This is a genomic window from Streptomyces sp. NBC_00704, from assembly GCF_036226605.1.
Classification (GTDB): Bacteria; Actinomycetota; Actinomycetes; order Streptomycetales; family Streptomycetaceae; genus Streptomyces.
In genome coordinates this window covers 3,077,864-3,100,098 of record NZ_CP109000.1, presented here as the reverse complement: position 1 = coordinate 3,100,098, position 22,235 = coordinate 3,077,864, and the positions used below count along the sequence as shown (strand labels likewise).

The following is a 22,235-nucleotide window of genomic DNA, read 5'->3' as shown; positions in this document are numbered from 1 at the left end:
TCACCCCACAGGTCTGCCGGGCCCTTCGCGGTCGTCCGCGGCCTGCTCCACCAGCGGGATGATCCGCAGCGGAACGGGGTTCTCCATCACGATCGCGGTGGAGGCCCGGACGATGCCATCAAAGCCGACGACCCGGTCGATGACCCGCTGGAGATCGGCGTTGGAGCGCGCCACCAGCCGGCACAGCATGTCCCCGCTGCCGGTCGTGGTGTGCAGCTCCAGCACCTCCGGCACGGAGTCCAAGTGCGCCCGCACGTCGGCCCCTTGGCCCTGCCGGATCTCCAGCGTGGCGAACGCGGTGACCGGGTAGCCGAGCGCCGCCGGATCGACCTGCGGCCCGAAGCCCCGGATGACTCCGTTCGACTGAAGCCGGTCCAGCCGCGCCTGCGCGGTCCCGCGCGCCACCCCCAGCCGCCGGGACATCTCCAGCACCCCCAGCCGCGGCTCCCGTGCCAGCAGCACGATGATCCGGCCGTCCAGACGATCGATCGCCATACCGCCCGCCTCCCTGATGGTCATCCTGTACAGAAAGCCCGCCGAAACCGCCGTACCGCTGAACACCTTGCGCAGCGATGGAGCGAACTATTGCGCACCTTGCCGACCGGGGCGACCCTTCGGCTATGACGCAGACCACACACCACACTCCCGACACCGCCCGGCAGGCCGACCCCTTCCCGGTCAAGGGAATGGACGCGGTCGTCTTCGCCGTGGGCAACGCCAAGCAGGCGGCGCACTACTACTCCACCGCCTTCGGCATGACGCTGGTCGCCTACTCCGGACCGGAGACGGGCAGCCGCGAGACCGCCTCGTACGTGCTCACCAACGGCTCCGCCCGCTTCGTCCTCACCTCCGTCATCAAGGCCGCGACCCCCTGGGGCCACTTCCTGGAGCGGCACGTGGCCGAGCACGGCGACGGCGTCGTCGACCTCGCCATCGAGGTCCCGGACGCCCGCGCCGCCCACGCCTACGCCGTCGAGCACGGCGCGCGCTCGATCGCCGAGCCGTACGAGGTGAAGGACGAGCACGGCACCGTCGTCCTCGCCGCGATCGCCACCTACGGCGACACCCGCCACACCCTCGTCGAGCGGTCCGGCTACGACGGCCCCTACCTCCCGGGCTTCGTCAGCGCCGACCCGATCGTCGAGCCGCCGGCCCGCCGCACCTTCCAGGCCGTCGACCACTGCGTCGGCAACGTCGAACTCGGCCGGATGAACGAGTGGGTCGGCTTCTACAACAAGGTCATGGGCTTCACCAACATGAAGGAGTTCGTGGGCGACGACATCGCCACCGAGTACTCCGCCCTGATGTCGAAGGTCGTCGCCGACGGGACCCTGAAGGTCAAATTCCCGATCAACGAGCCGGCCGTCGCCAAGAAGAAGTCCCAGATCGACGAGTACCTGGAGTTCTACGGCGGCGCGGGCGTCCAGCACATCGCGCTCAACAGCAACGACATCGTGCAGACGGTCCGCACGATGCGCGCGGCCGGCGTGCAGTTCCTCGACACGCCCGACTCCTACTACGACACCCTCGGCGAGTGGGCCGGCGAGACCCGCGTCCCCGTGGAGACCCTGCGCGAGCTGAAGATCCTCGTCGACCGCGACGAGGACGGCTACCTGCTCCAGATCTTCACCAAGCCGGTCCAGGACAAGCCGACCGTCTTCTTCGAGATCATCGAACGCCACGGCTCGATGGGCTTCGGCAAGGGCAACTTCAAGGCCCTCTTCGAGGCGATCGAGCGCGAACAGGCCAAGCGCGGCAACCTGTAGGCGAAGGGCGCCGGAGCCGAGGCTTCGCAGCGAACGGCGCCGGCGGACGTCGGCGGGCGCCGGACGGTCCCGGACGGGGCCGGACGACGTCCGGCCGCCTCGGGACGGCAGGTCGCCGGGGCCGTCCGGCGTCCGGCCACCGCTTCAGGACGGCAGGTCCGCCGGGGCCGGCTCGTCGCCCAGCTGCCCGGCCGCCGCCCGGGCCACCGGCCCGAGCAGCGGCGAGAAGTACGGGTTGATCTGCAACGCCTCCCGCAGATGCCGCCGCGCCGGCCCCTCCGCGCCCAGATCCCGCTCGATCACCGCCAGATGGTAGAGGTACGGCGCGCTGCGCACCGCGCCCCCGTGCACCCGGTCGGTGGCCGTCCTGGCGAACCCCAGGGCCTCCCGGTCCCGCCCGGCCCGGTGCAGCGCCCAGCCCAGCGCGTCCGCCACCGCGATCCCCGGCTGCCGGCGCCACTCGGCCCGCAGCCGCCGCACCGCCGCGGCCGGATCCCCGTGGTCCGCCTCGAACCGGCCGAGGACCAGCTCCCCGTCCACCCCGCCCGCCGCCTCCTCCCGCACCCGCGCCCGCAGCAGGTCGTACTGCACCCGCGCCGCCTGAGCGAGCCCCAGCGACTCGTACAGCTCGCCCAGTTCCAGCGCGTACTGCGGCGACGGCTGCCTCGCCAGCGCCGTCCGGTACGCGCTCAGCGCCTCCGACGTCCGCCCCAGCGCCGCCAGCGCCCGGCCCTGCCCCGCCTGCGCGGCCCGCATGTCCGGATCGGTCCGCACCGCCTCCTGGAAGTGCCGCAGCGCGTTCTCCCGCTCGCCCCGCTCCCACGCCAGCTCCCCGCCCCGCTCCAGCCAGGCCGCCCGCTCCGCCGGGGAGGAGGCGCCCGCCGCCGCGTCCGCCAGCGCCGCCTGCGCGTCCTCGCGCCGGCCCCGGTCCCAGTACACGCCCGCCGCCCGCGCCCGCACGACGGGCCCCGAGTGCAGGGCCGTCAGCCGGTCGAGGGCCTTGCCGGCCTTCTTGTAGTCGCCCAGCCCGGTGTACGCGTCGATGAGCTGCGCGTACGTCGTCCAGCGGCGCGGCGCCGCCTTGCGCGCGGCCTCGCCCCAGGCCAGCGCCGCGGGGAAGTCACGGCGCGCGTTGGCGAGCGCGGCCAGCCCGTCGAGGGCGTCCGCGTTGTTCTTCGGACGGGCCTTCAGCGAGGTCCGCAGCGCCCGCTCGGCCTTCGGGTACAGCGCGGCCGCGTCGGCGGTGCGCCGGCCCTGCTCCAGATAGGCGGCGCCGAGCACCGCCCACGACCGCGCGTCCTGCGGGTGCTCCCGCACCCGGCTCTCCCGCTCGCCGACCAGCTCCGCCAGGTCCGCGAGCGCGGCCGGCGCCCCCGAACGGACCGCCGTGCCCGCCTGCGCCCCGGGAGCGGCCACGGGCGCCCGCCCGGCCGGACCCTCGCCGGGCAGACACAGCAGCACCCCGCCGCCCAGCGCGAGACATCCCACGAGCGAGCCCACGAGCAGCCGCCGACGAAACCGAGAGACCTTCTCCATGGCGCTCACTGTGCGTCAGTACGACGACCGTATGACGTCAGCCGAAGGCTCCGGCGGGCGGGGTTCACACCGATGGCCCCGGGTGCGAACCTGTGATCATGAGCCGTTCGCAAGCGCCGCGTGACGAGACGACGGACCGCCTCCCCGACCGTCTGCGGGCCGGCCTGCCCGCCGACGCCGTCCTCACCGACCCGGACGTCACGGCCTCCTACGCCCACGACATGGCGGGCTTCTGCCCCGCGGGCGCCCCGGCCGTCGTCGTGCTGCCGCGCACGGCCGAAGAGGTCCAGCACGTCATGCGCACGGCGACCGCGCTGCGCGTCCCGGTCGTGCCGCAGGGCGCCCGCACCGGCCTGTCCGGCGCCGCCAACGCCACCGAGGGCTGCATCGTCCTGTCCCTGACGAGGATGGACCGCGTCATCGAGATCAACCCGGTCGACCGCGTCGCCGTCGTCGAACCGGGCGTCGTCAACGCGGCACTGTCCCGGGCCGTGGGCGAACACGGCCTGTACTACCCGCCCGACCCCTCCAGCTGGGAGACGTGCACGATCGGCGGCAACATCGGCACCGCGTCCGGCGGCCTGTGCTGCGTCAAGTACGGGGTGACGGCCGAGTACGTCCTCGGACTCGACGTGGTGCTCGCCGACGGCCGGCTGATGTCCACCGGGCGCCGCACCGCGAAGGGCGTCGCCGGGTACGACCTCACCCGCCTGTTCGTCGGCTCCGAGGGCTCGCTGGGCGTCGTCGTGCGGGCGATCCTGGCGCTGAGGCCGCGGCCGCCGCGGCAGCTGGCGCTCGCCGCCGAGTTCGCGTCCGGCGCCGCCGCCTGCGACGCGGTGTGCCGGATCATGGCCGGCGGACACGTGCCGTCCCTCCTCGAACTGATGGACCGCACCACCGTCCGGGCCGTCAACGAACTGACCCGCATGGGCCTGCCCGACACGACCGAGGCGCTGCTCCTCGCCGCCTTCGACACCCCCGACCCGGCCGCCGACCTCGCCGCGGTCGGCGCGCTGTGCGAGGCGGCCGGCGCCACGCAGGTCGTCCCCGCCGAGGACGCCGCCGAGTCCGAACTCCTGCTCCAGGCGAGGCGTTCGGCGCTCGTCGCGCTGGACGCCGTCAAGGGCACGACGATGATCGACGACGTGTGCGTGCCCCGCTCCCGGCTCGGCGAGATGCTCGAAGGCGTCGAACGCATCGCGGAGAAGCACGGGTTGACCATCGGGGTTGTCGCCCACGCCGGCGACGGCAACACCCACCCCACGGTCTGCTTCGACGCGGCGGACCCCGACGAACGCCGCCGCGCCCGCGAGTCCTTCGACGAGATCATGGGCCTCGGCCTGGAACTCGGCGGCACCATCACCGGCGAACACGGCGTGGGCGTGCTGAAGAAGGAGTGGCTGGCGCGCGAGATCGGCCCGGTCGGCCTCGAGATGCAGCGCGCGGTCAAGGCCGCCTTCGACCCCCTGGGCATCCTCAACCCCGGCAAACTCTTCTGACCCGCGCAGCGCGCCCAGCGTGCCTCCGGGCCCCACCACGGCCCCCGGCCGCGCCCCGACTCCCGGCCGCGCCGCGGCTCCCGGCCCCCTGGCCGCGCCGCGGCTCCCGGCCGTACCGCGGTCGGTCCCCGGCCGCCGGCCGCGCTTCGGTCCCCGGCTCCCGGCCGTGCTGCGGTCGGTCCCCGGCTCCCGGCCGTGCTGCGGTCGGTCCCCGGCCGCCGGCCGCGCCGCGGTCCCCGGCTTCCGGCCGTGCCGGGGTCCCCGGCCCTGGTCGTACCGCGTCCCCGGGGCCCCACCACGCCCCCCGGCTCCGCCGCCGTCGCGGGCGCGGGCGCGGGCGGCGGTCACTCACTCGCGTCCCCCGGCTCGTCGCCCGGCCACGGGTCGCGCAGCCACGCGTCGTCCGCCGGGGCCGCTCCTCCCTGCTCCAGTGACGCCGACAGCCTGGGGGAGGGGGCGAGCAGTTCGGCCAGGGCGTCGTCGATGCCGAGCTGCGCGCCCTCGGAGCCGGGCGGCACCGCCCGCAGGGTCCGCTCCAGCCAGGCCGAGACCGGGGCCGCGGGCGCCTCCAGCAGGGCGTCGCCGTCGGGCGAGCTGAGCGCCATCAGCACGACGGCGCGGCCCTCCGCCTTCGTCGGCCACACCCGCACGTCCCCGTGCCCGCACGGCCGGAACACCCCCTCCACGAGCAGCTCGCGGGCGAACGTCCAGGCCACCGGCGTCTGCGAGTCGATGTGGAAGGTGACATGGACGGCGAACGGGTCGTCGCTGCGGTAGCCGAGCCTGGCCGGGACGGGGATGCCGCGCTCGGGCGACAGGATGAGCCTCAGCTCCAGCTCGCGCTCCACGACGGTGTGATGCATGACGTTCTCCTCTCGGTGCGGAACCCGTGACGGGCCCCGGCCCCCCGCGCGGCTGGCCTCGGACGGGCCCGTACGAGTGGAGAGGGCGTGACCCGGCGACCATTACGCGGGTTCGGAGAACTTTTCCGGCGACCGTGCGCGCCGGGCCCCGCCGGGCGGTTCCGCACGTGTGAAGAGCGTGCACGGGGTTGCCCGGAAAGGTGGCCGTATGGCCAGAGCCGCCCTGGCTCACGCGCGCGTCTGATAAATGTGGTCCCCCCATCCCACCCCCGAGCAGATACGGGACGACGGACATGAGCGCCCCAACCCCGGCCCCCGGCGACGACAGGCCCCGCGAGGGGTACTACCCGGACCCCTCCATCCCTGGATACGTCCGGTACTGGAACGGTGCCTCCTGGGTACCGGGCACCAGCCGGCCCGCACCCTCGGACGGCCGGCCGCTCACACCCCCCTCCGGCGGCCCGGTGCCCGCCGTCGAGGAGACCGGCCCGCACTTCTTCGACGAGGACCCCGCCCCGGCCGCCCCCCACACCGGCCGCTCCGAACCGGCCTCCGCCTGGGGCGCCGACCGCGCCCACCAGTCCGGCTTCGGCGGCGACCAGGACCGCCGCGTCTCCTGGGGCGCTCCGCAGGGCGCCGACCCGCGCACCCCCGCGCCCGCCCCGGCGCCGCCCGAGGGCCGCTCGACCAGCACCGACGGCATGGCGACGATCCCGCCCGCGGAGCCGGACGACGCCGCCGGCGCGGGCGCCGGGGACGTGGTCTCCGGCGGCACGTTCGTCTTCCGCCGCCCGACGCCGGGCCCCGGCGCGGCCCCGGCCCCGTCCGGGACCCCCGGCTTCGTCCCCGACGAGGGCACCGTCACCTTCCGCGCGCCGGCCCCGCGCACCGGCGGGCAGGACGCCGCGCCCGCCGCGCCCCTCGCCCCGGGCGCGCAGGGCCCGGCGTCCGCCTCCTCGTTCCCGGAGCAGGCGGGCGCGCAGACGCCCGGCCGGGTCCCGTCCGCGGCCGGCGGCGCCGCGTCCGCGACGCCGGGGTTCGGCGCCGGCAAGGCGGCCGCGAACCGGCCCGCGGCCGCGCCCGCGTCCCCGCAGGCCGGGCCCGCGCAGACCGGCCCCGCAGCGGCCTCCGCCCCCGCTCCCGCCTCCGCTCACGGTCCGGCCGCGCCGGCCGCTCCGGCGGTCCCGCAGCAGCCCGCCGCGGGCGTCCCCCGGCAGCCGGTCACGCCGGTCACGCCCGCCGGTCCCGGTGGCGGGCAGCCCTCGTGGGCGCAGCAGGTGCACCGGCTCGCGGGGGCCGAGGAGGGGCCCGTCGCGCCCTGGAAGCCGCCGGTGGACGACATCTTCCAGGCGGCGGCCCGGCGTCACGCGTCGGCCCGTCCCGCGGGGATCGGCAAGCGGCTGGCCGCCCGCCTCGTCGACACCGTCGTGCTCGCGGCCGTCACCGGCGCGGCCGCCGTGCCGCTCGGCGTGCGGGCCCTCGACCACGTCGACGAGAAGATCGACGCGGCCAGACTGAGCGGGGAGACGGTGACCGTCTGGCTGATCGACGGCACCACGTCCGTCTACCTGGGGATCGTTCTCGCCGTCCTGCTGGTCTTCGGGCTCGTGTACGAGGCGCTGCCGACCGCGAAATGGGGCCGCACGCTGGGCAAGAGGCTGCTCGGTCTGGACGTGCGCGACATCGAGGGCGGCGAGCCCCCGACGTACGGGGCGGCCGTGCGCCGCTGGCTCGTCTACAGCGTCCCCGGTCTGCTCGCCGTCGGCGTGGTGGGCGTCGTCTGGGGCCTGTTCGACAAGCCGTGGCGCCAGTGCTGGCACGACAAGGCGGCGCACACGTTCGTCGCGGGCTGACCGCACGTCCGGTACCCCGTACGGCCGCTCGCCGGATGCGGAGCGCGGGGGTTCGGGGTCGACTCGGGGGCATGACCACCGAACCGCCCCCCGGCTCCGGCGGCGGCGAGCCGCCGGAGGACGACCCGTTCAGAAAACGGCCCCCCCAGTCCCCGCAGGGCTCGCCGTACGACCCGCCCCAGGGGCCCCGAGGCGGCCCTCAGGGGCCGCAGGAGCCCCAGGGCCCGCAAGGGCCGTACGGCGCGGGCGCGGGGCAGCCCCCGCCCCCGGGCGGCCCGTCCGCGGGCGGCCCCTACGGGGGTGACCCCCACGGCGGGGGCCCGTACGGGGGCGGCCCCTACGGCGGCGATCCCTACGGCGGTGACCCCTACGGGGGCCGTCCGGCCGACCCGCTCGCCGGGATGCCGCCGCTCGCCGACAGCGGCCGGCGCACGCTCGCCCGGATCATCGACATGGTCCTCGTCTTCATCGTGGTGACGCTGCTGGCGTGGGCCTTCGGGGTCGCGCAGTACACGATGAACGCGGACAAGATCGAGTTCGGCAAGACCTTCGGCCGCGAACTCGTCGCGGTGATCCTGTACGTCGCCTACGACACGGTCCTGACCACGAGGTCGGGCCGGACGCTGGGCAAGAAGTGGCTGGGCCTGCGGGTGGCCGACCTCGACGACGGCTCGACGCCCTCCGTGCAGACGTCGCTCATCCGCGCGCTGGTGCTGTGGGTGCCGTTCGCGTTCTGCTGCGCCTGTCTGTGGACGGCGGTCTGCGGCGGCTGGAGCTACTTCGACAAGCCGTACAAGCAGGGCCTGCACGACAAGGCGGCCAAGACGGTGGTCGTCAGCACCGGCTGACGACCCGCCCGGCCCGGCCCGCCGCGCACGCCGACACCCCGCCCGGCCCGCCGCGCACGCCGACGGCCCGCACACCCCCGACGGGGGGAGTGCGGGCCGTCCGGCGTCCGCACGCGGGTGTCCGTGTAACCGGGGTTCAGGAAGCCGTGCGCTCGCGGACGGGCTCGGACGCCGAGGCGACCGAGGCCGGCACGGGCGCCTGGACGGGCGGATGTGCCTGCACGGGCGAGTGCGCGGGCACGGGCGCGTGCGCGGGAACGGTGAGGGGGACGCCGACGGCCTGCGGCCGGCTCGCCGCCGCACTCGTGGCGGCGGACGCGCCCGCGGGCGTGCTCGCGCTCTTCGCGGAACGGGCGACGGTCCTCGACGGCTTCGGCGTCGGCACCGTCATGGCGACGAGGACGCCGAGCGCGACCGCGGCGACGGCGACGACGGCGATCCCGGGACCCGAACTCGTCTGTGACAGCAGCAGCATGGCGAGCGTCGAGAAGATGACGGTGCAGGAACCGTACGTGAGCTGTGCGGCGGTCGGACGAGGCATGGCAATCGTGTCCTCGGAAGCGGGGGCGGTCCGGACTCTATTCGCCTGCATGCCCGAGCGGAACGAGCGGTAAGCGTGACCTAACCCACGGTGCCGGTGCACAGGGGGCGCACGGAGTCATGACGTCCAGCAGGTGGACGGCCCACGCGCCCGTCATCGCCCTCATGGTCCGTCATGTTTCCGCCATATGTCCGCAATGCGAACACGGGCTCCCGATAATGCATTTGACTTGTCCAAGTCAAGGTCTGTCTTTTCTCGCAAACCAGTAGTCAAATGGCGTCACTTGACTACACGCGTATAACAGCGCGCGGACCTTCCTTGACAGGGATCCCCCCTTTCCGCGCGCACGGGCGCGTGCGTGGGAGGACATCAAGTGAGCAGTAGATCCTGGACGTATCGGACGGTCGCGACCGTCGTCGCCCTGGCCGCGGCCTCGGCGACGTACACCACGTTCGCCGTGGCGCAGGCCGCCGAGAACGGCGCGGCGAAGGCCCCGGCGGTCGACCGCCGTGACCCGCAGCCGGCGAAGGCCAAGGAGCACGACTTCGACGGACCGCTCAGCAAGACGCAGGACGCCCAGCGCGAGGAAGCCCTCAAGCAGGTCATATCGGGCAAGGCGACGGTCAAGGACCGCAACGGGTCCAAGGTCGTCCAGCTCAAGAGCCGCAAGGGCAGCAGCAAGTACGTCGAGCTGAGTCGCGAGAAGACCGACAAGATCTTCACGATCCTGGTCGAGTTCGGTGACCAGGTCGACGCCCGCTACGGCGGCACGGCCGGCCCGCTGCACAACCGGATAGCCGCGCCCGACCGGACCAAGGACAACTCCACGGCCTGGCAGGCGGACTACAACCAGAAGCACTTCCAGGACCTGTACTTCGGCACCGGCAAGAACACCGAGTCGCTGAAGAAGTACTACGAGAAGCAGTCCTCGGGCCGCTACTCGGTCGAGGGCGAGGTCACCGACTGGGTCAAGGTCCCGTACAACGAGGCCCGTTACGGCTCCAACAAGGCCTCCACCGGCGCCTGGTACGCGGTGCAGGACGGCGTCAACGCCTGGGTCGCCCAGCGCAAGGCGGCCGGCGCCACCCCGGCGCAGATCAAGGCGGAGCTGGCCACCTTCGACCAGTGGGACCGCTACGACTACGACGGCGACGGCAACTTCAACGAGCCCGACGGCTACATCGACCACTTCCAGATCGTGCACGCCGGCGAGGACGAGTCCGCGGGCGGCGGCGCACAGGGCGAGGACGCCATCTGGGCCCACCGCTGGTACGCCTTCGGCACCGACGCCGGCGCCACCGGCCCGGACACCAACAAGCTCGGCGGCACCCAGGTCGGCGACACCGGCGTCTGGGTCGGCGACTACACCATCCAGCCGGAGAACGGCGGACTCGGCGTCTACGCGCACGAGTACGGCCACGACCTCGGCCTGCCGGACGAGTACGACACCTCCAACACCGGTGAGAACTCCACCGGTTTCTGGACGCTGATGTCCTCCGGTTCCTGGCTGGGCACCGGCCGCAAGGCCATCGGCGACCTGCCCGGCGACATGAACGCCTGGGACAAGCTCCAGCTGGGCTGGCTCGACTACGACGTCGCCGCGGCGGGCCGCAAGTCCAGCCACACGCTGGGCGTCGCGGAGTACAACACCAAGAACGCCCAGGCGCTCGTGGTCCAGCTGCCGGAGAAGAAGGTGACCACCGAGGTGGTCGCCCCGGCCGAGGGCGCCACGCAGTGGTGGAGCGGCAGCGGCAACGACCTGCGCAACACGCTCACCCGTGACGTCGACCTGACCGGCAAGTCCTCCGCCGCCCTGACGATGGACGCCTGGTGGGACGCCGAGCAGGACTACGACTACGCGTACGTGGAGGTCTCCACGGACGGCGGCGCCAACTACACGCCCGTGGACGGCACGCTGGCCGACGGCACCGCCATCCCGCGTGACGGCAGCGGCAAGCCCGCGCTGACCGGTACGGTCGCCTCGTACCAGAAGCTGACGTTCCCGCTGGACGCCTACGCCGGCAAGAAGATCAGCCTGCGCTTCCGCTACGCCACCGACGGCGGCGTGGCCCAGAAGGGCTTCACGGCCGACGAGATCAAGGTGACGGCCGACGGCGCCGCGCTCTTCTCCGACAACGCGGAGAGCGCCGACCCGGCCTGGAAGGCGAACGGCTTCTCGCGCATCGGCGCGTCCATCAGCGACGACTACGCGCAGTACTACATCGCCGAGAACCGCCAGTACGTGTCGTACGACAAGACCCTCCAGGTCGGCCCGTACAACTTCGGCTTCACGAAGACCCGTCCGGACTGGGTGGAGCACTACGCGTACCAGAACGGCCTGTTGATCTGGAAGTGGGACACCTCCCAGATGGACAACAACACCACCGCGCACCCGGGTGAGGGCCAGATCCTCCCGGTGGACTCGCACCCGACCCCGCTGAAGTGGGCCGACGGCACCGTGATGAACGCCCGTCTGCAGAGCTTCGACTCGACCTTCAGCACCTTCCGGACGGACGCGATCACGCTGCACAAGGCGGACGTCGCGGTCAAGATCAAGTCCCGTCCGGGCGTCTCGGTCTTCGACGACCGCAAGTCGACGTACTACGACGCCTCGACCCCGCTGGCCGGTGTCAAGATCACTGACACCAACACCTCGATCAAGATCGTCAGCGAGCCGAAGAACGGCTCCACGATCAAGGTGAAGGTCGGCCCCGCGGCTAAGTAGCCGAGTTCTAGCAGGTCAGACGCGTATCGGCGGCAACCCCTGGCGGGTTGCCGCCGATCGTGTTTAGGTGCCTCCTGTGCTCTTCTTATTGACACCGACCTCGACACCGACGCACACGGGGGTGTGACCGCATGGCCGCAGGAGGCTTCTGCAAGCTGCCCGACGGCATGGTGGTGGTGGCGCTGAACCTGCCCCGCCCCCCGGCCCGGGAGGGCCTCCCGGGGCCCGTTCCGGACGTCCGCGTCCTCGTCCACGCCCGCAACCGGGCGCGCGCCCTGACCAGGCTGCGCAACCTGGGCCTGCGCGCCGTCTACCTGCGCGGCAACGCCGCTCCGCCGACCCCGGACGAGATCACGGCGGTCCTGCACCATCCCGACGGCCTGATATGGCGCACCCCGCCGGGCGGCGGCGTCCCGGCCGGCGTCACGGCCGGGCCGGAGCTGTGGCGCCCCATCCGGTCCCTGCTGGGGAGCGCGGCCGCGTAGGGCCGCCGCTCAGTACGCCTCGACGACGCGCACGTCCTCCTCGGTGACCACGCCGTCCAGGATGCGGAACGAGCGGAACTGGAACTCGCCCAGGCCGTCGGCGTCGGCGGTGGAGACCAGGACGTAGTGCGCGCCCGGCTCGTTCGCGTAGGAGATGTCCGTGCGGGACGGGTACGCCTCCGTCGCCGTGTGGGAGTGGTAGACGACCACGGGCTCCTCGTCGCGGTCGTCCATCTCGCGGTAGAGCTTGAGCAGGTCGCCCGAGTCGAACTCGTAGAACGTGGGGGACATGGCCGCGTTCAGCATCGGGACGAAGCGCTCGGGGCGGTCCGTGCCCGCCGGCCCCGCGACGACGCCGCAGGCCTCGTCGGGGTGGTCCTTGCGGGCATGGGCGACGATCTGGTCGTGCAGGGCCCGGGTGATGGTCAGCATGGTCGCCAGGATAGGCAACCGGCCCGGAGCCGCGCGGTGGCGTCCCGGCAGCCGTACGGCGGGCGGTCGGCGGGCGTGCGCCGGGCGGCCGGCGGGCCGTGCGGAAAACGGCGAGCGGGCCGTCGCGCACCGGTGGACGGTGCGCGGCGGCCCGCTCGCGGGCGTCCTGGGCGGCTGCCGCAGGGGGCGCCACGAGTGCTCCCTGCGGCCGGCCCTCCCGGGGACGGCCCGCGTCCGGTCAGCCGACCTTCTCGAGCTCCGGCTCGCGCCGGTCGGTGATCTGCGGGTTGCGGCTCTTGAGGACCGCCCAGCCGACGCCGAGGGCGGCGGCCCAGCCCGCCATCACGTACAGGCACACGCGCGAGTCGGCGTCGTAGGCGATCAGGCCGGTGACGAAGAGCAGGAACACGATGGCCACCCAGCTGAACGCGGAGCCGCCCGGCGCCGGGAAGCTGGACGCGGGCAGCCGGCCCGCGACGACCGCGCGGCGGTACAGCACGTGGCTGATCAGGATCATCAGCCAGGTCCAGATGCCGGCCGCGGTGGCCACCGAGGTGACGTAGCCGAAGGCCTTCTCCGGGACGACGTAGTTCAGGACCACGCCGATGCCCATGAACAGCATGGACACCGTGATGCCGAGGGCCGGCGTCTTCGTCGACGACAGCTTGCGGAAGGCCGCCGGGGCCTCGCCGCTGTCGGCGAGGTTGCGCAGCATGCGGCCGGTGGAGTACATGCCCGAGTTGCACGAGGACAGGGCCGCGGTCAGCACGACGAAGTTGACGATGCCGGCACCCGCCGGGATGCCGATCTTCGCGAACGCCTCGACGAACGGCGAGACGCCCGGCGCGAACTCGGTCCACTTCACCACGCACAGGATGACGGTCAGCGCGCCGACGTAGAACAGCGCGATGCGCCAGGGCAGCGTGTTGATCGCCTTCGGGAGCGTCTTCTCGGGGTTCTGCGACTCGCCCGCCGTGACGCCGACCAGCTCGACCGCGAGGTAGGCGAACATGACGCCCTGCAGGGTCATCAGGGACGAGCCGACGCCCTTGGGGAAGAAGCCGTCGAAGGCCCACAGGTTGGAGACCGCGGCCGTGTCGCCGGCGCTGCTGAAGCCGAAGGTGAGGACGCCGAGGCCGATGACGATCATGCCGATGAGCGCGGTGACCTTCACCATCGAGAACCAGAACTCCAGCTCGCCGAAGAGCTTCACGGAGATCAGGTTGACCCCGAACAGGATCACCAGGAACACCAGCGCGGTCACCCACTGCGGGACGGCCGGGAACCAGTAGTTGACGTAGATCGCGGCGGCCGTCAGCTCGGCCATGCCGGTGACGACCCACATCAGCCAGTAGGTCCAGCCGGTGAAGTAGCCGAAGAACGGGCCGAGGAACTCGCGCGAGTACTCCGCGAAGGAGCCCGAGACCGGGCGGTAGAGCAGCAGCTCGCCCAGCGCCCGCATGATGAAGAAGATGATCCCGCCCGCGAGGGCGTACATCAGGATGAGACTGGGACCGGCCTTGGCGATGTTCGCCCCGGCGCCCAGGAAGAGCCCGACGCCGATGGCGCCGCCGATGGCGATCATCTGGACCTGGCGGCTGCCGAGTCCGCGTTCGTATCCCTCTTCGGGAGTGTCAGTGACAGCGGTGTCAGTGACCTTCTCAGAGGTCATGTGTGGTGCGCCTTTCTCCATGCCGAACCGGGCCTCTCGTCGGTCCCGGATCGGGTTTCGATCCCCCCGGATTGATGGAGCGGTGCCTGGCCGGCGATCAACCGGCTCGGTGGCGCACCCGGCCGAACATACGGGTGGTGTTCGCCGGGCGGTCGTGAAGATTTATCACGCCCGCAATATCGGTCACCCGGCAGGCCTGTGGCGCAGGACACAAGAAGAAGCGGATGAACGAGACACAAAGAGGACACTCCCGGCCGCCGCGGTAATGCGATCGTTATCCGGATTTGAGCGTCCTCTGAGCGAACAAAAGTGCGGACGAACTACGGCATAAGGGTCGTCACCAGGGTCTCCTGGAGCCCGCCCAGCCACAGGTACGCCATCACCATCGGCTTGCGCGGGTCCTCGTCGGGCAGCCGGTAGAGAAGGTCGGTGTCGTCCTCGTCGGTGATCTCCAGCCGGGAGCCGATCGCGAGCCGCAGATCGTTCAGCGCGCGCAGCCAGGCCTGCGACTCCTGCGGCGACAGCTTCAGCACCGCCCCGCCCGCGTCGGCCGCCTCCGCCGCCAGCGCGTCCAGCGAGCGGACCACCGTGAGGGCGTTGTCGCGCTTGCCGGCCCGCAGGTCGTTCTCCGTGTACCGGCGGAACTCGGCCGAGTGCGCCTTCTGCTCGTCGGCGCCCCGCGCGCCCTTCGCGCCCTCGGGGTCCGTGTACGCGTCCGGGAAGAGCCTTCTGAGCACCGGGTCGGCGGGCGGCTCGCTCGGCCCTTCGGCGAAGAGCTCGGCGAGCGGGTCGTCGGAGGCGTCCTCGGCCGGGCCGGGCCCGATCAGCTCCAGGAGCTGCACGGCCAGCGACCGGATGATGGAGATCTCGACGTCGTCGAGCGCGACGGCCGCGCCGCCGCCGGGGAGCGGTTCGAAGTGTCCAGGCATAGGAGGGCAGGCTACTTCCGGTCCTGCTGCAACGTGGCCCACAGGCCGTAGCCGTGCATGGCCTGCACGTCGCGTTCCATCTCCTCGCGCGAGCCGCTGGAGACGACCGCCCGGCCCTTGTGGTGGACGTCCATCATGAGCTTGGTGGCCTTGTCCTTGGAGTACCCGAAGTACGTCTGGAAGACGTACGTCACGTAGCTCATGAGGTTGACCGGATCGTTGTGGACGATCGTGACCCAGGGGACGTCCGGCTCGGGAACGGCGAAGACCTCCTCCGCCGGCTCGGTGCGTTCGGTCTCAAGGGGAGCGGGTGACGTCACACCGTCCATGCTGCCACGGCGCACTGAAATCGTCACACCGACGAAAAGGGGGTAGCATCCCCTGCCATGAACACAGCGGACCTTGGGCTGCCGGTGGAAGTTCCGTCCACGGCGCTCTTCACCGACCAGTACGAGCTGACGATGCTGCAAGCCGCGCTGAAGGCGGGCACCGCCGAACGGCGCAGCGTGTTCGAGGTCTTCACCCGGCGCCTCCCCGAAGGCCGGCGCTACGGCGTCGTCGCCGGCACCGGGCGGGTCCTGGACGCCGTGGAGAACTTCCGCTTCGACACCGACGTCCTGCGCTTCCTGCGCGAGCGCGCCATCGTCGACGACGAGACCCTGGACCGGCTCGCCCGGTACCGCTTCTCGGGCGACATCTGGGGCTACCCCGAGGGCGAGGTGTACTTCCCCGGCTCGCCGATCCTGCGCGTCGAGGGCACCTTCGCCGAGTGCGTCCTGCTGGAGACCGTGATCCTCTCCATCCTCAACCACGACTCCGCCATCGCCGCCGCCGCCTCCCGCATGTCCTCCGCCGCGGGCGACCGCCCCCTCATCGAGATGGGCGCCCGCCGCACCCACGAACTCGCCGCGGTCGCCGCCTCCCGCGCCGCCTACATCGGCGGCTTCGCCACCACCTCCGACCTGGCCGCCGGCTTCCGCTACGGCATCCCCACCGTCGGCACCAGCGCCCACGCCTTCACCCTCCTCCACGACAGCGAGCGGGACGCCTTCCGCGCCCAGGTCGACTCCCTCGGCCGGGGCACCACCCTCCTCGTGGACACCTACGACGTCACCGAGGCCGTCCGGCTCGCCGTCGAGGTGGCCGGCCCCGAACTGGGCGCCGTCCGCATCGACTCCGGCGACCTCCTCCTCGTCGCCCACCGCGTCCGCCGCCAGCTCGACGAACTCGGCGCGACCGGCACCCGCGTCATCGTCACCTCCGACCTCGACGAGTACGCCATCGCCTCCCTCGCCGCCGCGCCCGTGGACGCCTACGGCGTCGGCACCCAGCTGGTCACCGGCTCCGGCCACCCGACGGCCTCCATGGTCTACAAGCTCGTCGCCCGCGCCGGGTCCGACGACCCGGCCTCGCCCCTCGTCCCCGTGGCGAAGAAGTCCTCCGGCGGCAAGACCTCCGTCGGCGGCCGCAAGTGGGCGGCCCGCCGCCTGGACGCCCACGGCGTCGCCGAGGCCGAGGTCGTCGGCACCGGCGCCATGCCCGCCGAACTCGCCGACCGCCCGCTGCTCGTCGAACTCGTCAAGGGCGGCTCCGTCGTCGCCCGCGAACCCCTGGACGCCGTCCGCGACCGGCACCGGGCCGCCCGCGCCGGCCTGCCCCTGTCCGCGACCCAGCTCTCGCGCGGCGAACCCGTCATTCCCACGGAGTATGTCCACGACCGGTCGGGTAGCTAGGTCCTGTCCGGAGCTGCGCCCGGCGACCGCCGGGCGCAGCCCCCTCCCGTACGACCGGCAAAGTCTCTAGGCTCGATTACTTCACCCTCCCCCGCGCTCTGCGGAGCCGGGGACCGCCATCGAAGGACACCGCCCATGCGCCGCGCCTTGATCGTCGTTGACGTGCAGAACGACTTCTGCGAAGGGGGCAGCCTCGCGGTGGCCGGCGGCGCCGACGTGGCCGCCGCGATCACCGAGCTGATCGGACAGGCCCCCGCCGGATACCGGCACGTCGTCGCCACCCGCGACCACCACATCGCGCCCGGCGGCCACTTCGCCGACAACCCCGACTACGTCCACTCCTGGCCCGCGCACTGCGTCGCCGGCACCGAGGGCGTCGGCTTCCACCCCAACTTCGCCCCCGCCGTCGCCTCCGGCGCCGTCGACGCCGTCTTCAGCAAGGGCGACTACGCGGCCGCCTACAGCGGCTTCGAGGGCGCCGACGAGAACGGCGTCACCCTCGGCGACTGGCTGCGCGCCCGGCAGATCGACGAGGTGGACGTCGTCGGCATCGCCACCGACCACTGCGTCCGCGCCACCGCCCTGGACGCGGCCCGCGAGGGCTTCCGCACCCAGGTCCTGCTGGACCTGACGGCCGGCGTCGCCGAGAACACCACCGACCGGGCCCTGGCGGAGATGCGCGCGGCGGGCGTGGAGCTGACGGGAAAGCCTGTCGTCTGATCGTCTGACCCACCCCCGGGACCGGTGCCTTCTCCGAAGACGCACGCACCCGCGTCTCGCTCCACGACCACGCATCGTCCACCATGTGGGATCGCATTCCGGAAGGCGGACCGGGAATCGATACGATGAGCCCATGGTTCTGAACGACGTGAGCACGAAGACGCCGGGCGCACTGCTCGTGGCGCGGCTGCACGTCGACCTGTGCAGGCTCGCCAGCGCCATCTGTTGACGCTGTACCCGCCGCCGTACGGCCGAGAGCCGATGGGGGCACCGCCCCCGCGGGCGCAGCCGAGCGCGGGGGAGTCCCACCCGCACGTAACCGCGCTGCCCACACCATCCGACAGGAGCCCACAGCCATGGCCATCGAGGTCCGCATCCCCACCATCCTCCGCCAGTACACCGACGGTCAGAAGGCGGTGGAGGGCAGCGGTGACACCCTCGCCGACCTGTTCACCGACCTCGAGACCCGGCATGCGGGCATCCACGCCCGCATCGTGGACGACGGCAAGCTGCGCCGCTTCGTGAACGTGTACCTCAACGACGAGGACGTCCGCTTCGTCGACGGCATCGACACCAAGCTGACCGACGGCGACACCGTGACCATCCTGCCGGCCGTCGCCGGCGGCATGGCCTGATCGGCCGCCGACCCCGATGCGCTACGACTCCCCGCTGGCCGCGGTGGGCAACACCCCCCTGGTGCGCCTGCCGCGGCTCTCGCCGTCCACCGACGTCCGCATCTGGGCGAAGCTGGAGGACCGCAACCCCACCGGCTCCATCAAGGACCGTCCCGCCCTGCACATGGTCGAGCAGGCGGAGAAGGACGGCCGCCTCACCCCCGGCTGCACGATCCTGGAGCCGACGAGCGGCAACACCGGCATCTCCCTCGCCATGGCGGCCCGCCTCAAGGGCTACCGCATGGTCTGCGTGATGCCGGAGAACACCTCCCGGGAACGCCGGGACCTGCTCGCCATGTGGGGCGCCGAGATCATCTCCTCCCCGGCCGCGGGCGGCTCCAACACCGCCGTGCGCGTCGCCAAGGAACTGGCCGCCGAGCACCCCGACTGGGTGATGCTCTACCAGTACGGCAACGCCGACAACGCGGGCGCCCACTACACCGGCACCGGCCCCGAGATCCTCGCCGACCTGCCCTCCATCACCCACTTCGTCGCCGGCCTCGGCACCACCGGCACCCTCATGGGCGTCGGCCGCTACCTGCGCGAGCACAAGCCGGACGTCAAGATCGTCGCCGCCGAGCCGCGCTACGACGACCTCGTCTACGGCCTGCGCAACCTCGACGAGGGGTTCGTGCCCGAGCTGTACGACGCCTCCGTCCTCACCACCCGCTTCTCGGTCGGCTCGGCGGACGCCGTCACCCGCACCCGCGAGCTGCTGCGCGAGGAGGGCATCTTCGCCGGCGTCTCCACGGGAGCGGCCCTGCACGCCGCGATCGGCGTCGGCAACAAGGCCGTCAAGGCGGGCGAGAGCGCCGACATCGTGTTCGTCGTGGCCGACGGCGGCTGGAAGTACCTCTCGACGGGCGTCTACACCGCGGCCACCACCGAGGAGGCCATCGCGACAGTCCAAGGCCAGCTCTGGGCGTAGGCGGGCCTAGGCCAGGTGCCGGACCCGGTCCCACAGGGCCGGGTCCACCGCGCCGACCCGGCGCCGGAAGTCCCGCAGCCGCACCTGGCGCAGCTCGTCCGTCTCCAGATAGCTCGGCCGCCCGTGCGCGTCGCCCACGGAGCCCGGCGGGAGCGGGATCACCCCGGGCCGCTCCTCGTGGTACTTGCTGGTGATCTTCACGACGGTCACCCGGTCACCGCGCACCACCAGCACCAGACACGGCCGGTCCTTCCCGCCCGGCCCGTCCTCGAACGGCACGTCCGCCCACCAGATCTCCGCGGGCTTCGGCCGCCCCGCCGGGCCTCGGTCACGGGCCGGCCGACCCTTCGGACGGGTGGTCGAGCGACCTGCCGGACGGTCCGCGCGCCGACCGGGCGGTCGGTCCCCGGGCCGCCGCGGCCGCCGCCCCCGTCCCCAGCCGTCCACCACCGTCGCGATCAGCGCGAGAAGTACCACGGCCGCGAGCGCGAGCCACCAGGACGTGTGCATACGATGACGTTACCGGCGTGCGACTTCCGCCGCGCGCCCTCTCCGCACCCCATGCGCCGCCGGTCCAGCCGAACCGGTGACACCACAGGTGAGTTCGCCCACAACAGCCCCTGGTGGAGGAGCGACCCGAGGTTTTGCGCCTTACGCTCGACGGACCGCACGACCCCTGTCGCCCCCTTTGACGATCACTCGTTCAACGGTCCGCCCCTCGGATCCCTTCCGGTACTTCTCGGTCACCCGCCAGCGGAGGATTCTGCTTTATGAAGCTCACCGTCGTCGGCTGCTCGGGGTCGTTTCCGTCCGCGGAATCGGCCTGCTCGAGCTACCTCGTCGAGGCCGACGGCTTCCGGCTGCTTCTCGACATGGGCAACGGCGCCCTGGGCGAGTTGCAGCGCCACTGCGGTCTGTACGACCTCGACGCGATCTTCCTGAGTCATCTGCACGCCGACCACTGCATCGACATGTGCGCCTACTTCGTCGCGCGCTACTACCGGCACGACGGCGGACGCTGCGACCCGATCCCGGTCTACGGCCCCGAGGGCACCGAGCACCGCCTCACCACGGCCTACGCCGACACGCCCTCCGCCTCCTCGATGAGCGAGGTCTTCGACTTCCACACGGTCAAGCCGTCCACCTTCGACGTCGGCCCCTTCACCGTGCACACCGAACGCGTGGCGCACCCGGTCGAGGCCTACGGCATCCGCGTCGAGCACGGCGGCCGCTCGCTGACCTACTCCGGCGACACCGGCGCCAGCCCCGCCCTGGAGGAACTCGCCCGCGACAGCGACCTGTTCCTGTGCGAGGCCGCCTTCACCCACGGCAAGGAGAGCATCCCCGACCTGCACCTCAACGGCCGCGAGGCCGGCGAGGCGGCGAGCCGGGCGGGCGCGCGCAAGCTCGTGCTGACCCACATCCCCCCGTGGACGGACCCCCAGGTCAACCTGGCCGACGCCCGGACGACCTTCGCGGGCCCGGTCGAACTGGCCGCGCCACGGCAGACGTACGAGATCTGATCCCCCGCACGCGGACGAAGACCCCCGGAGCGGTTCAGGCGGGTTCTATTGATCCCCGCAACACCCTGGAGTTCAGGGAGTTGCGGGGATCGTGGATTTTGAGGTGCTGAAGGCGAAGTTCTTCGAGGCGCTGGATCGGGAGGACGGCGGCATCACCGCTGCCGCTCGCGCAGTCGGAGTGAACCGCAATACGGCGTTCGGATGGGCCCGTCAGGCTGGTGTCCGAGGTCGCGGCAAGCCCGGCACATCCGGGCATCCCGGTCGGGCGGAGTACGAGCGGCTGCGTGCGGCCGGAGTCCATCGCCGCGATGCCGCCGCGCAGGTCGGCGTCCACGAGCGCACCGCTCGGGACTGGGACCAAGGGATCCGGCAGATCGGCCACTCGCGCCTGCATGCAGACGGCCGCCTGATCGACTATACGACCGGTGTGATCACCATCGTTACTGCCGCGTCGAAGCCGTCCGTTGCCGCGGTCGAGGCCGGGCTGCACCCCCGTTTCCTCACCGTGGCCGAGCGGGAGCTGATCGCCGACATGCGCCGTGAGGGCCGCTCGCTGCGCGCGATCGGACGGGCACTCGGCCGGCCGGCCTCCACCGTCAAGCGTGAGATCGACGCCCGTGCGGTCAACGGCGTCTACCGGCCGCACCAAGCCCAGCGGGCATGGGCGAAGAGCCGGTCGCGTCCAAAGGACTCCAAGCTGGCCCGGGAAGGAGCGTTGCGCGACTTCGCTACGGCCAAGCTCCAGGAACGCTGGTCGCCCGAGCAGATCTGCCACGCTCTGCTCATCGAGTTCCCCGACGACGAGAGCATGCGCGTGAGTCCGGAGACGATCTACCAGGCGGTCTACGTCCAGGCCCGCGGCGGACTGCGCCGCGAGGTCGCCCTGGCGCTGCGCACCGGACGCACCCGCCGCAAGCCCCACCGCAGCCCGGAGCAGCGCACTCGCCGCTTCGTCGACGAGATGGTGATGATCTCCGAGCGGCCGCCGGAGGTCGAGGACCGGGCTGTTCCTGGCCACTGGGAAGGCGATCTGATCGTCGGCCCCCGCAGCGAGAGCGCGATAGTGACCCTGGTCGAGCGCTCCACCCGCTACGTCCTGCTCGGACATCTGCCCGGCGGGCACACGGCCGAGGAAGTCCGCGATGTGCTGGTGCCGCTGATCCAGACCCTGCCCGAGCACCTGCGTGGCTCGCTGACCTGGGACCAGGGCTGCGAGATGGCCGCGCACAAGCAGTTCACCGTGGCCACCGGCGTGCCAGTCTACTTCTGCGACCCCCACTCGCCCTGGCAGCGCGGATCGAACGAGAACACCAACGGCCTGCTGCGGCAGTACTTCCCCAAAGGCACCGACCTCTCCGCGCACAGTCCCGCAGACCTCGAACACGTTGCCCAGCAACTCAACGGCCGGCCACGCAAAACGCTCGGCTGGAGAACCCCAGCCGAGCGCCTGCGTGATCTACTGACGGCCGCATAAGCCATCAGGTGTTGCGAGGACCCCGAGAATCCGC

The 22,235-nt window shown here is 72.3% G+C and carries 22 protein-coding genes; 13 read left to right on the top strand and 9 right to left on the bottom strand.

Annotation, left to right across the window (positions count from 1 at the left end):
* Positions 1 to 495 (bottom strand): Lrp/AsnC family transcriptional regulator, encoded by a 495-nt coding sequence (locus OG802_RS13595; protein ID WP_329410439.1) that lies wholly within the window; start codon positions 493 to 495, stop codon positions 1 to 3.
* A gap of 125 nt (positions 496 to 620) precedes the next feature.
* On the opposite strand from OG802_RS13595, the gene hppD reads away from it, so the two are divergent.
* Entirely contained in the window at positions 621 to 1,766 is a 1,146-nt protein-coding gene (gene hppD, locus OG802_RS13590) for a 4-hydroxyphenylpyruvate dioxygenase (RefSeq protein WP_329410437.1), read from the top strand.
* A 144-nt stretch (positions 1,767 to 1,910) separates the two neighbouring features.
* Here hppD and OG802_RS13585 read toward each other — a convergent pair whose 3' ends face one another.
* Positions 1,911 to 3,302, bottom strand: coding sequence for a tetratricopeptide repeat protein (locus OG802_RS13585; protein WP_329410435.1), 1,392 nt, complete (start codon positions 3,300 to 3,302; stop codon positions 1,911 to 1,913).
* 92 nt (positions 3,303 to 3,394) lie between these two features.
* On the opposite strand from OG802_RS13585, the gene OG802_RS13580 reads away from it, so the two are divergent.
* Entirely contained in the window at positions 3,395 to 4,801 is a 1,407-nt protein-coding gene (locus OG802_RS13580) for an FAD-binding oxidoreductase (RefSeq protein WP_443055237.1), read from the top strand.
* Positions 4,802 to 5,145: 344 nt separating this feature from the next.
* Here the strand turns inward: OG802_RS13580 and OG802_RS13575 are convergent, their stop codons facing one another.
* Positions 5,146 to 5,664, bottom strand: coding sequence for an SsgA family sporulation/cell division regulator (locus OG802_RS13575; RefSeq protein WP_329410431.1), 519 nt, complete (start codon positions 5,662 to 5,664; stop codon positions 5,146 to 5,148).
* A gap of 293 nt (positions 5,665 to 5,957) precedes the next feature.
* Between OG802_RS13575 and OG802_RS13570 the strand changes: the two genes are divergently transcribed.
* A complete protein-coding gene (locus OG802_RS13570) occupies positions 5,958 to 7,517 on the top strand; it encodes an RDD family protein (protein ID WP_329410429.1) in 1,560 nt (519 codons plus the stop codon).
* Positions 7,518 to 7,588: 71 nt separating this feature from the next.
* On the top strand, positions 7,589 to 8,365 hold the full coding sequence (locus OG802_RS13565; RefSeq protein WP_329410427.1) for an RDD family protein: 777 nt from the start codon (positions 7,589 to 7,591) through the stop codon (positions 8,363 to 8,365).
* Between the two features lie 136 nt (positions 8,366 to 8,501).
* Here the strand turns inward: OG802_RS13565 and OG802_RS13560 are convergent, their stop codons facing one another.
* Positions 8,502 to 8,906 carry a hypothetical protein gene (locus tag OG802_RS13560; RefSeq protein ID WP_329417647.1) on the bottom strand — a complete coding sequence of 135 codons (405 nt, stop codon included), beginning with the start codon at positions 8,904 to 8,906 and terminating at the stop codon, positions 8,502 to 8,504.
* A gap of 373 nt (positions 8,907 to 9,279) precedes the next feature.
* On the opposite strand from OG802_RS13560, the gene OG802_RS13555 reads away from it, so the two are divergent.
* Together OG802_RS13555 and OG802_RS13550 are read left to right on the top strand one after the other, a co-directional pair.
* Positions 9,280 to 11,631: an immune inhibitor A domain-containing protein gene (locus OG802_RS13555; protein WP_329410425.1), complete on the top strand. Its 2,352-nt coding sequence runs from the start codon at positions 9,280 to 9,282 to the stop codon at positions 11,629 to 11,631.
* Between the two features lie 131 nt (positions 11,632 to 11,762).
* The gene (locus OG802_RS13550) at positions 11,763 to 12,116 is read left to right on the top strand and encodes a hypothetical protein (RefSeq protein ID WP_329410423.1); all 354 of its coding nucleotides are present in this window, start codon (positions 11,763 to 11,765) and stop codon (positions 12,114 to 12,116) included.
* Positions 12,117 to 12,125: 9 nt separating this feature from the next.
* Here OG802_RS13550 and OG802_RS13545 read toward each other — a convergent pair whose 3' ends face one another.
* The 4 genes from OG802_RS13545 to clpS form a co-directional block, all read right to left on the bottom strand.
* On the bottom strand, positions 12,126 to 12,548 hold the full coding sequence (locus OG802_RS13545) for a M67 family metallopeptidase (protein WP_329410421.1): 423 nt from the start codon (positions 12,546 to 12,548) through the stop codon (positions 12,126 to 12,128).
* 238 nt (positions 12,549 to 12,786) lie between these two features.
* A complete protein-coding gene (locus OG802_RS13540; protein ID WP_329410419.1) occupies positions 12,787 to 14,220 on the bottom strand; it encodes an amino acid permease in 1,434 nt (477 codons plus the stop codon).
* Positions 14,221 to 14,540: 320 nt separating this feature from the next.
* Entirely contained in the window at positions 14,541 to 15,149 is a 609-nt protein-coding gene (locus tag OG802_RS13535; protein WP_329410417.1) for a DUF2017 domain-containing protein, read from the bottom strand.
* Positions 15,150 to 15,160: 11 nt separating this feature from the next.
* On the bottom strand, positions 15,161 to 15,478 hold the full coding sequence (gene clpS / locus OG802_RS13530) for an ATP-dependent Clp protease adapter ClpS (protein ID WP_190147340.1): 318 nt from the start codon (positions 15,476 to 15,478) through the stop codon (positions 15,161 to 15,163).
* A 57-nt stretch (positions 15,479 to 15,535) separates the two neighbouring features.
* Between clpS and OG802_RS13525 the strand changes: the two genes are divergently transcribed.
* From OG802_RS13525 to OG802_RS13505, 5 genes are all read left to right on the top strand, one after another.
* Positions 15,536 to 16,882 (top strand): nicotinate phosphoribosyltransferase, encoded by a 1,347-nt coding sequence (locus OG802_RS13525; RefSeq protein ID WP_329410412.1) that lies wholly within the window; start codon positions 15,536 to 15,538, stop codon positions 16,880 to 16,882.
* Positions 16,883 to 17,017: 135 nt separating this feature from the next.
* Positions 17,018 to 17,602 carry an isochorismatase family protein gene (locus tag OG802_RS13520; RefSeq protein ID WP_329410410.1) on the top strand — a complete coding sequence of 195 codons (585 nt, stop codon included), beginning with the start codon at positions 17,018 to 17,020 and terminating at the stop codon, positions 17,600 to 17,602.
* Positions 17,603 to 17,735: 133 nt separating this feature from the next.
* Positions 17,736 to 17,831, top strand: a complete 96-nt coding sequence (locus OG802_RS13515; protein ID WP_319301368.1) for a putative leader peptide — start codon at positions 17,736 to 17,738, stop codon at positions 17,829 to 17,831.
* A 127-nt stretch (positions 17,832 to 17,958) separates the two neighbouring features.
* Complete coding sequence (locus OG802_RS13510; protein WP_079661963.1) at positions 17,959 to 18,237, top strand: MoaD/ThiS family protein; 279 nt, start codon at positions 17,959 to 17,961, stop codon at positions 18,235 to 18,237.
* Positions 18,238 to 18,253: 16 nt separating this feature from the next.
* Positions 18,254 to 19,204, top strand: coding sequence for a PLP-dependent cysteine synthase family protein (locus tag OG802_RS13505; RefSeq protein WP_329410405.1), 951 nt, complete (start codon positions 18,254 to 18,256; stop codon positions 19,202 to 19,204).
* 6 nt (positions 19,205 to 19,210) lie between these two features.
* Here the strand turns inward: OG802_RS13505 and OG802_RS13500 are convergent, their stop codons facing one another.
* A complete protein-coding gene (locus tag OG802_RS13500) occupies positions 19,211 to 19,714 on the bottom strand; it encodes a type II toxin-antitoxin system PemK/MazF family toxin (RefSeq protein ID WP_329410403.1) in 504 nt (167 codons plus the stop codon).
* A gap of 260 nt (positions 19,715 to 19,974) precedes the next feature.
* Here OG802_RS13500 and OG802_RS13495 point away from each other — a divergent pair, with 260 nt between their 5' ends.
* Positions 19,975 to 20,727 carry an MBL fold metallo-hydrolase gene (locus tag OG802_RS13495; protein ID WP_329410401.1) on the top strand — a complete coding sequence of 251 codons (753 nt, stop codon included), beginning with the start codon at positions 19,975 to 19,977 and terminating at the stop codon, positions 20,725 to 20,727.
* A gap of 280 nt (positions 20,728 to 21,007) precedes the next feature.
* Positions 21,008 to 22,201: an IS30 family transposase gene (locus tag OG802_RS13490; RefSeq protein ID WP_443055435.1), complete on the top strand. Its 1,194-nt coding sequence runs from the start codon at positions 21,008 to 21,010 to the stop codon at positions 22,199 to 22,201.
* Positions 22,202 to 22,235 lie beyond the last annotated feature (34 nt).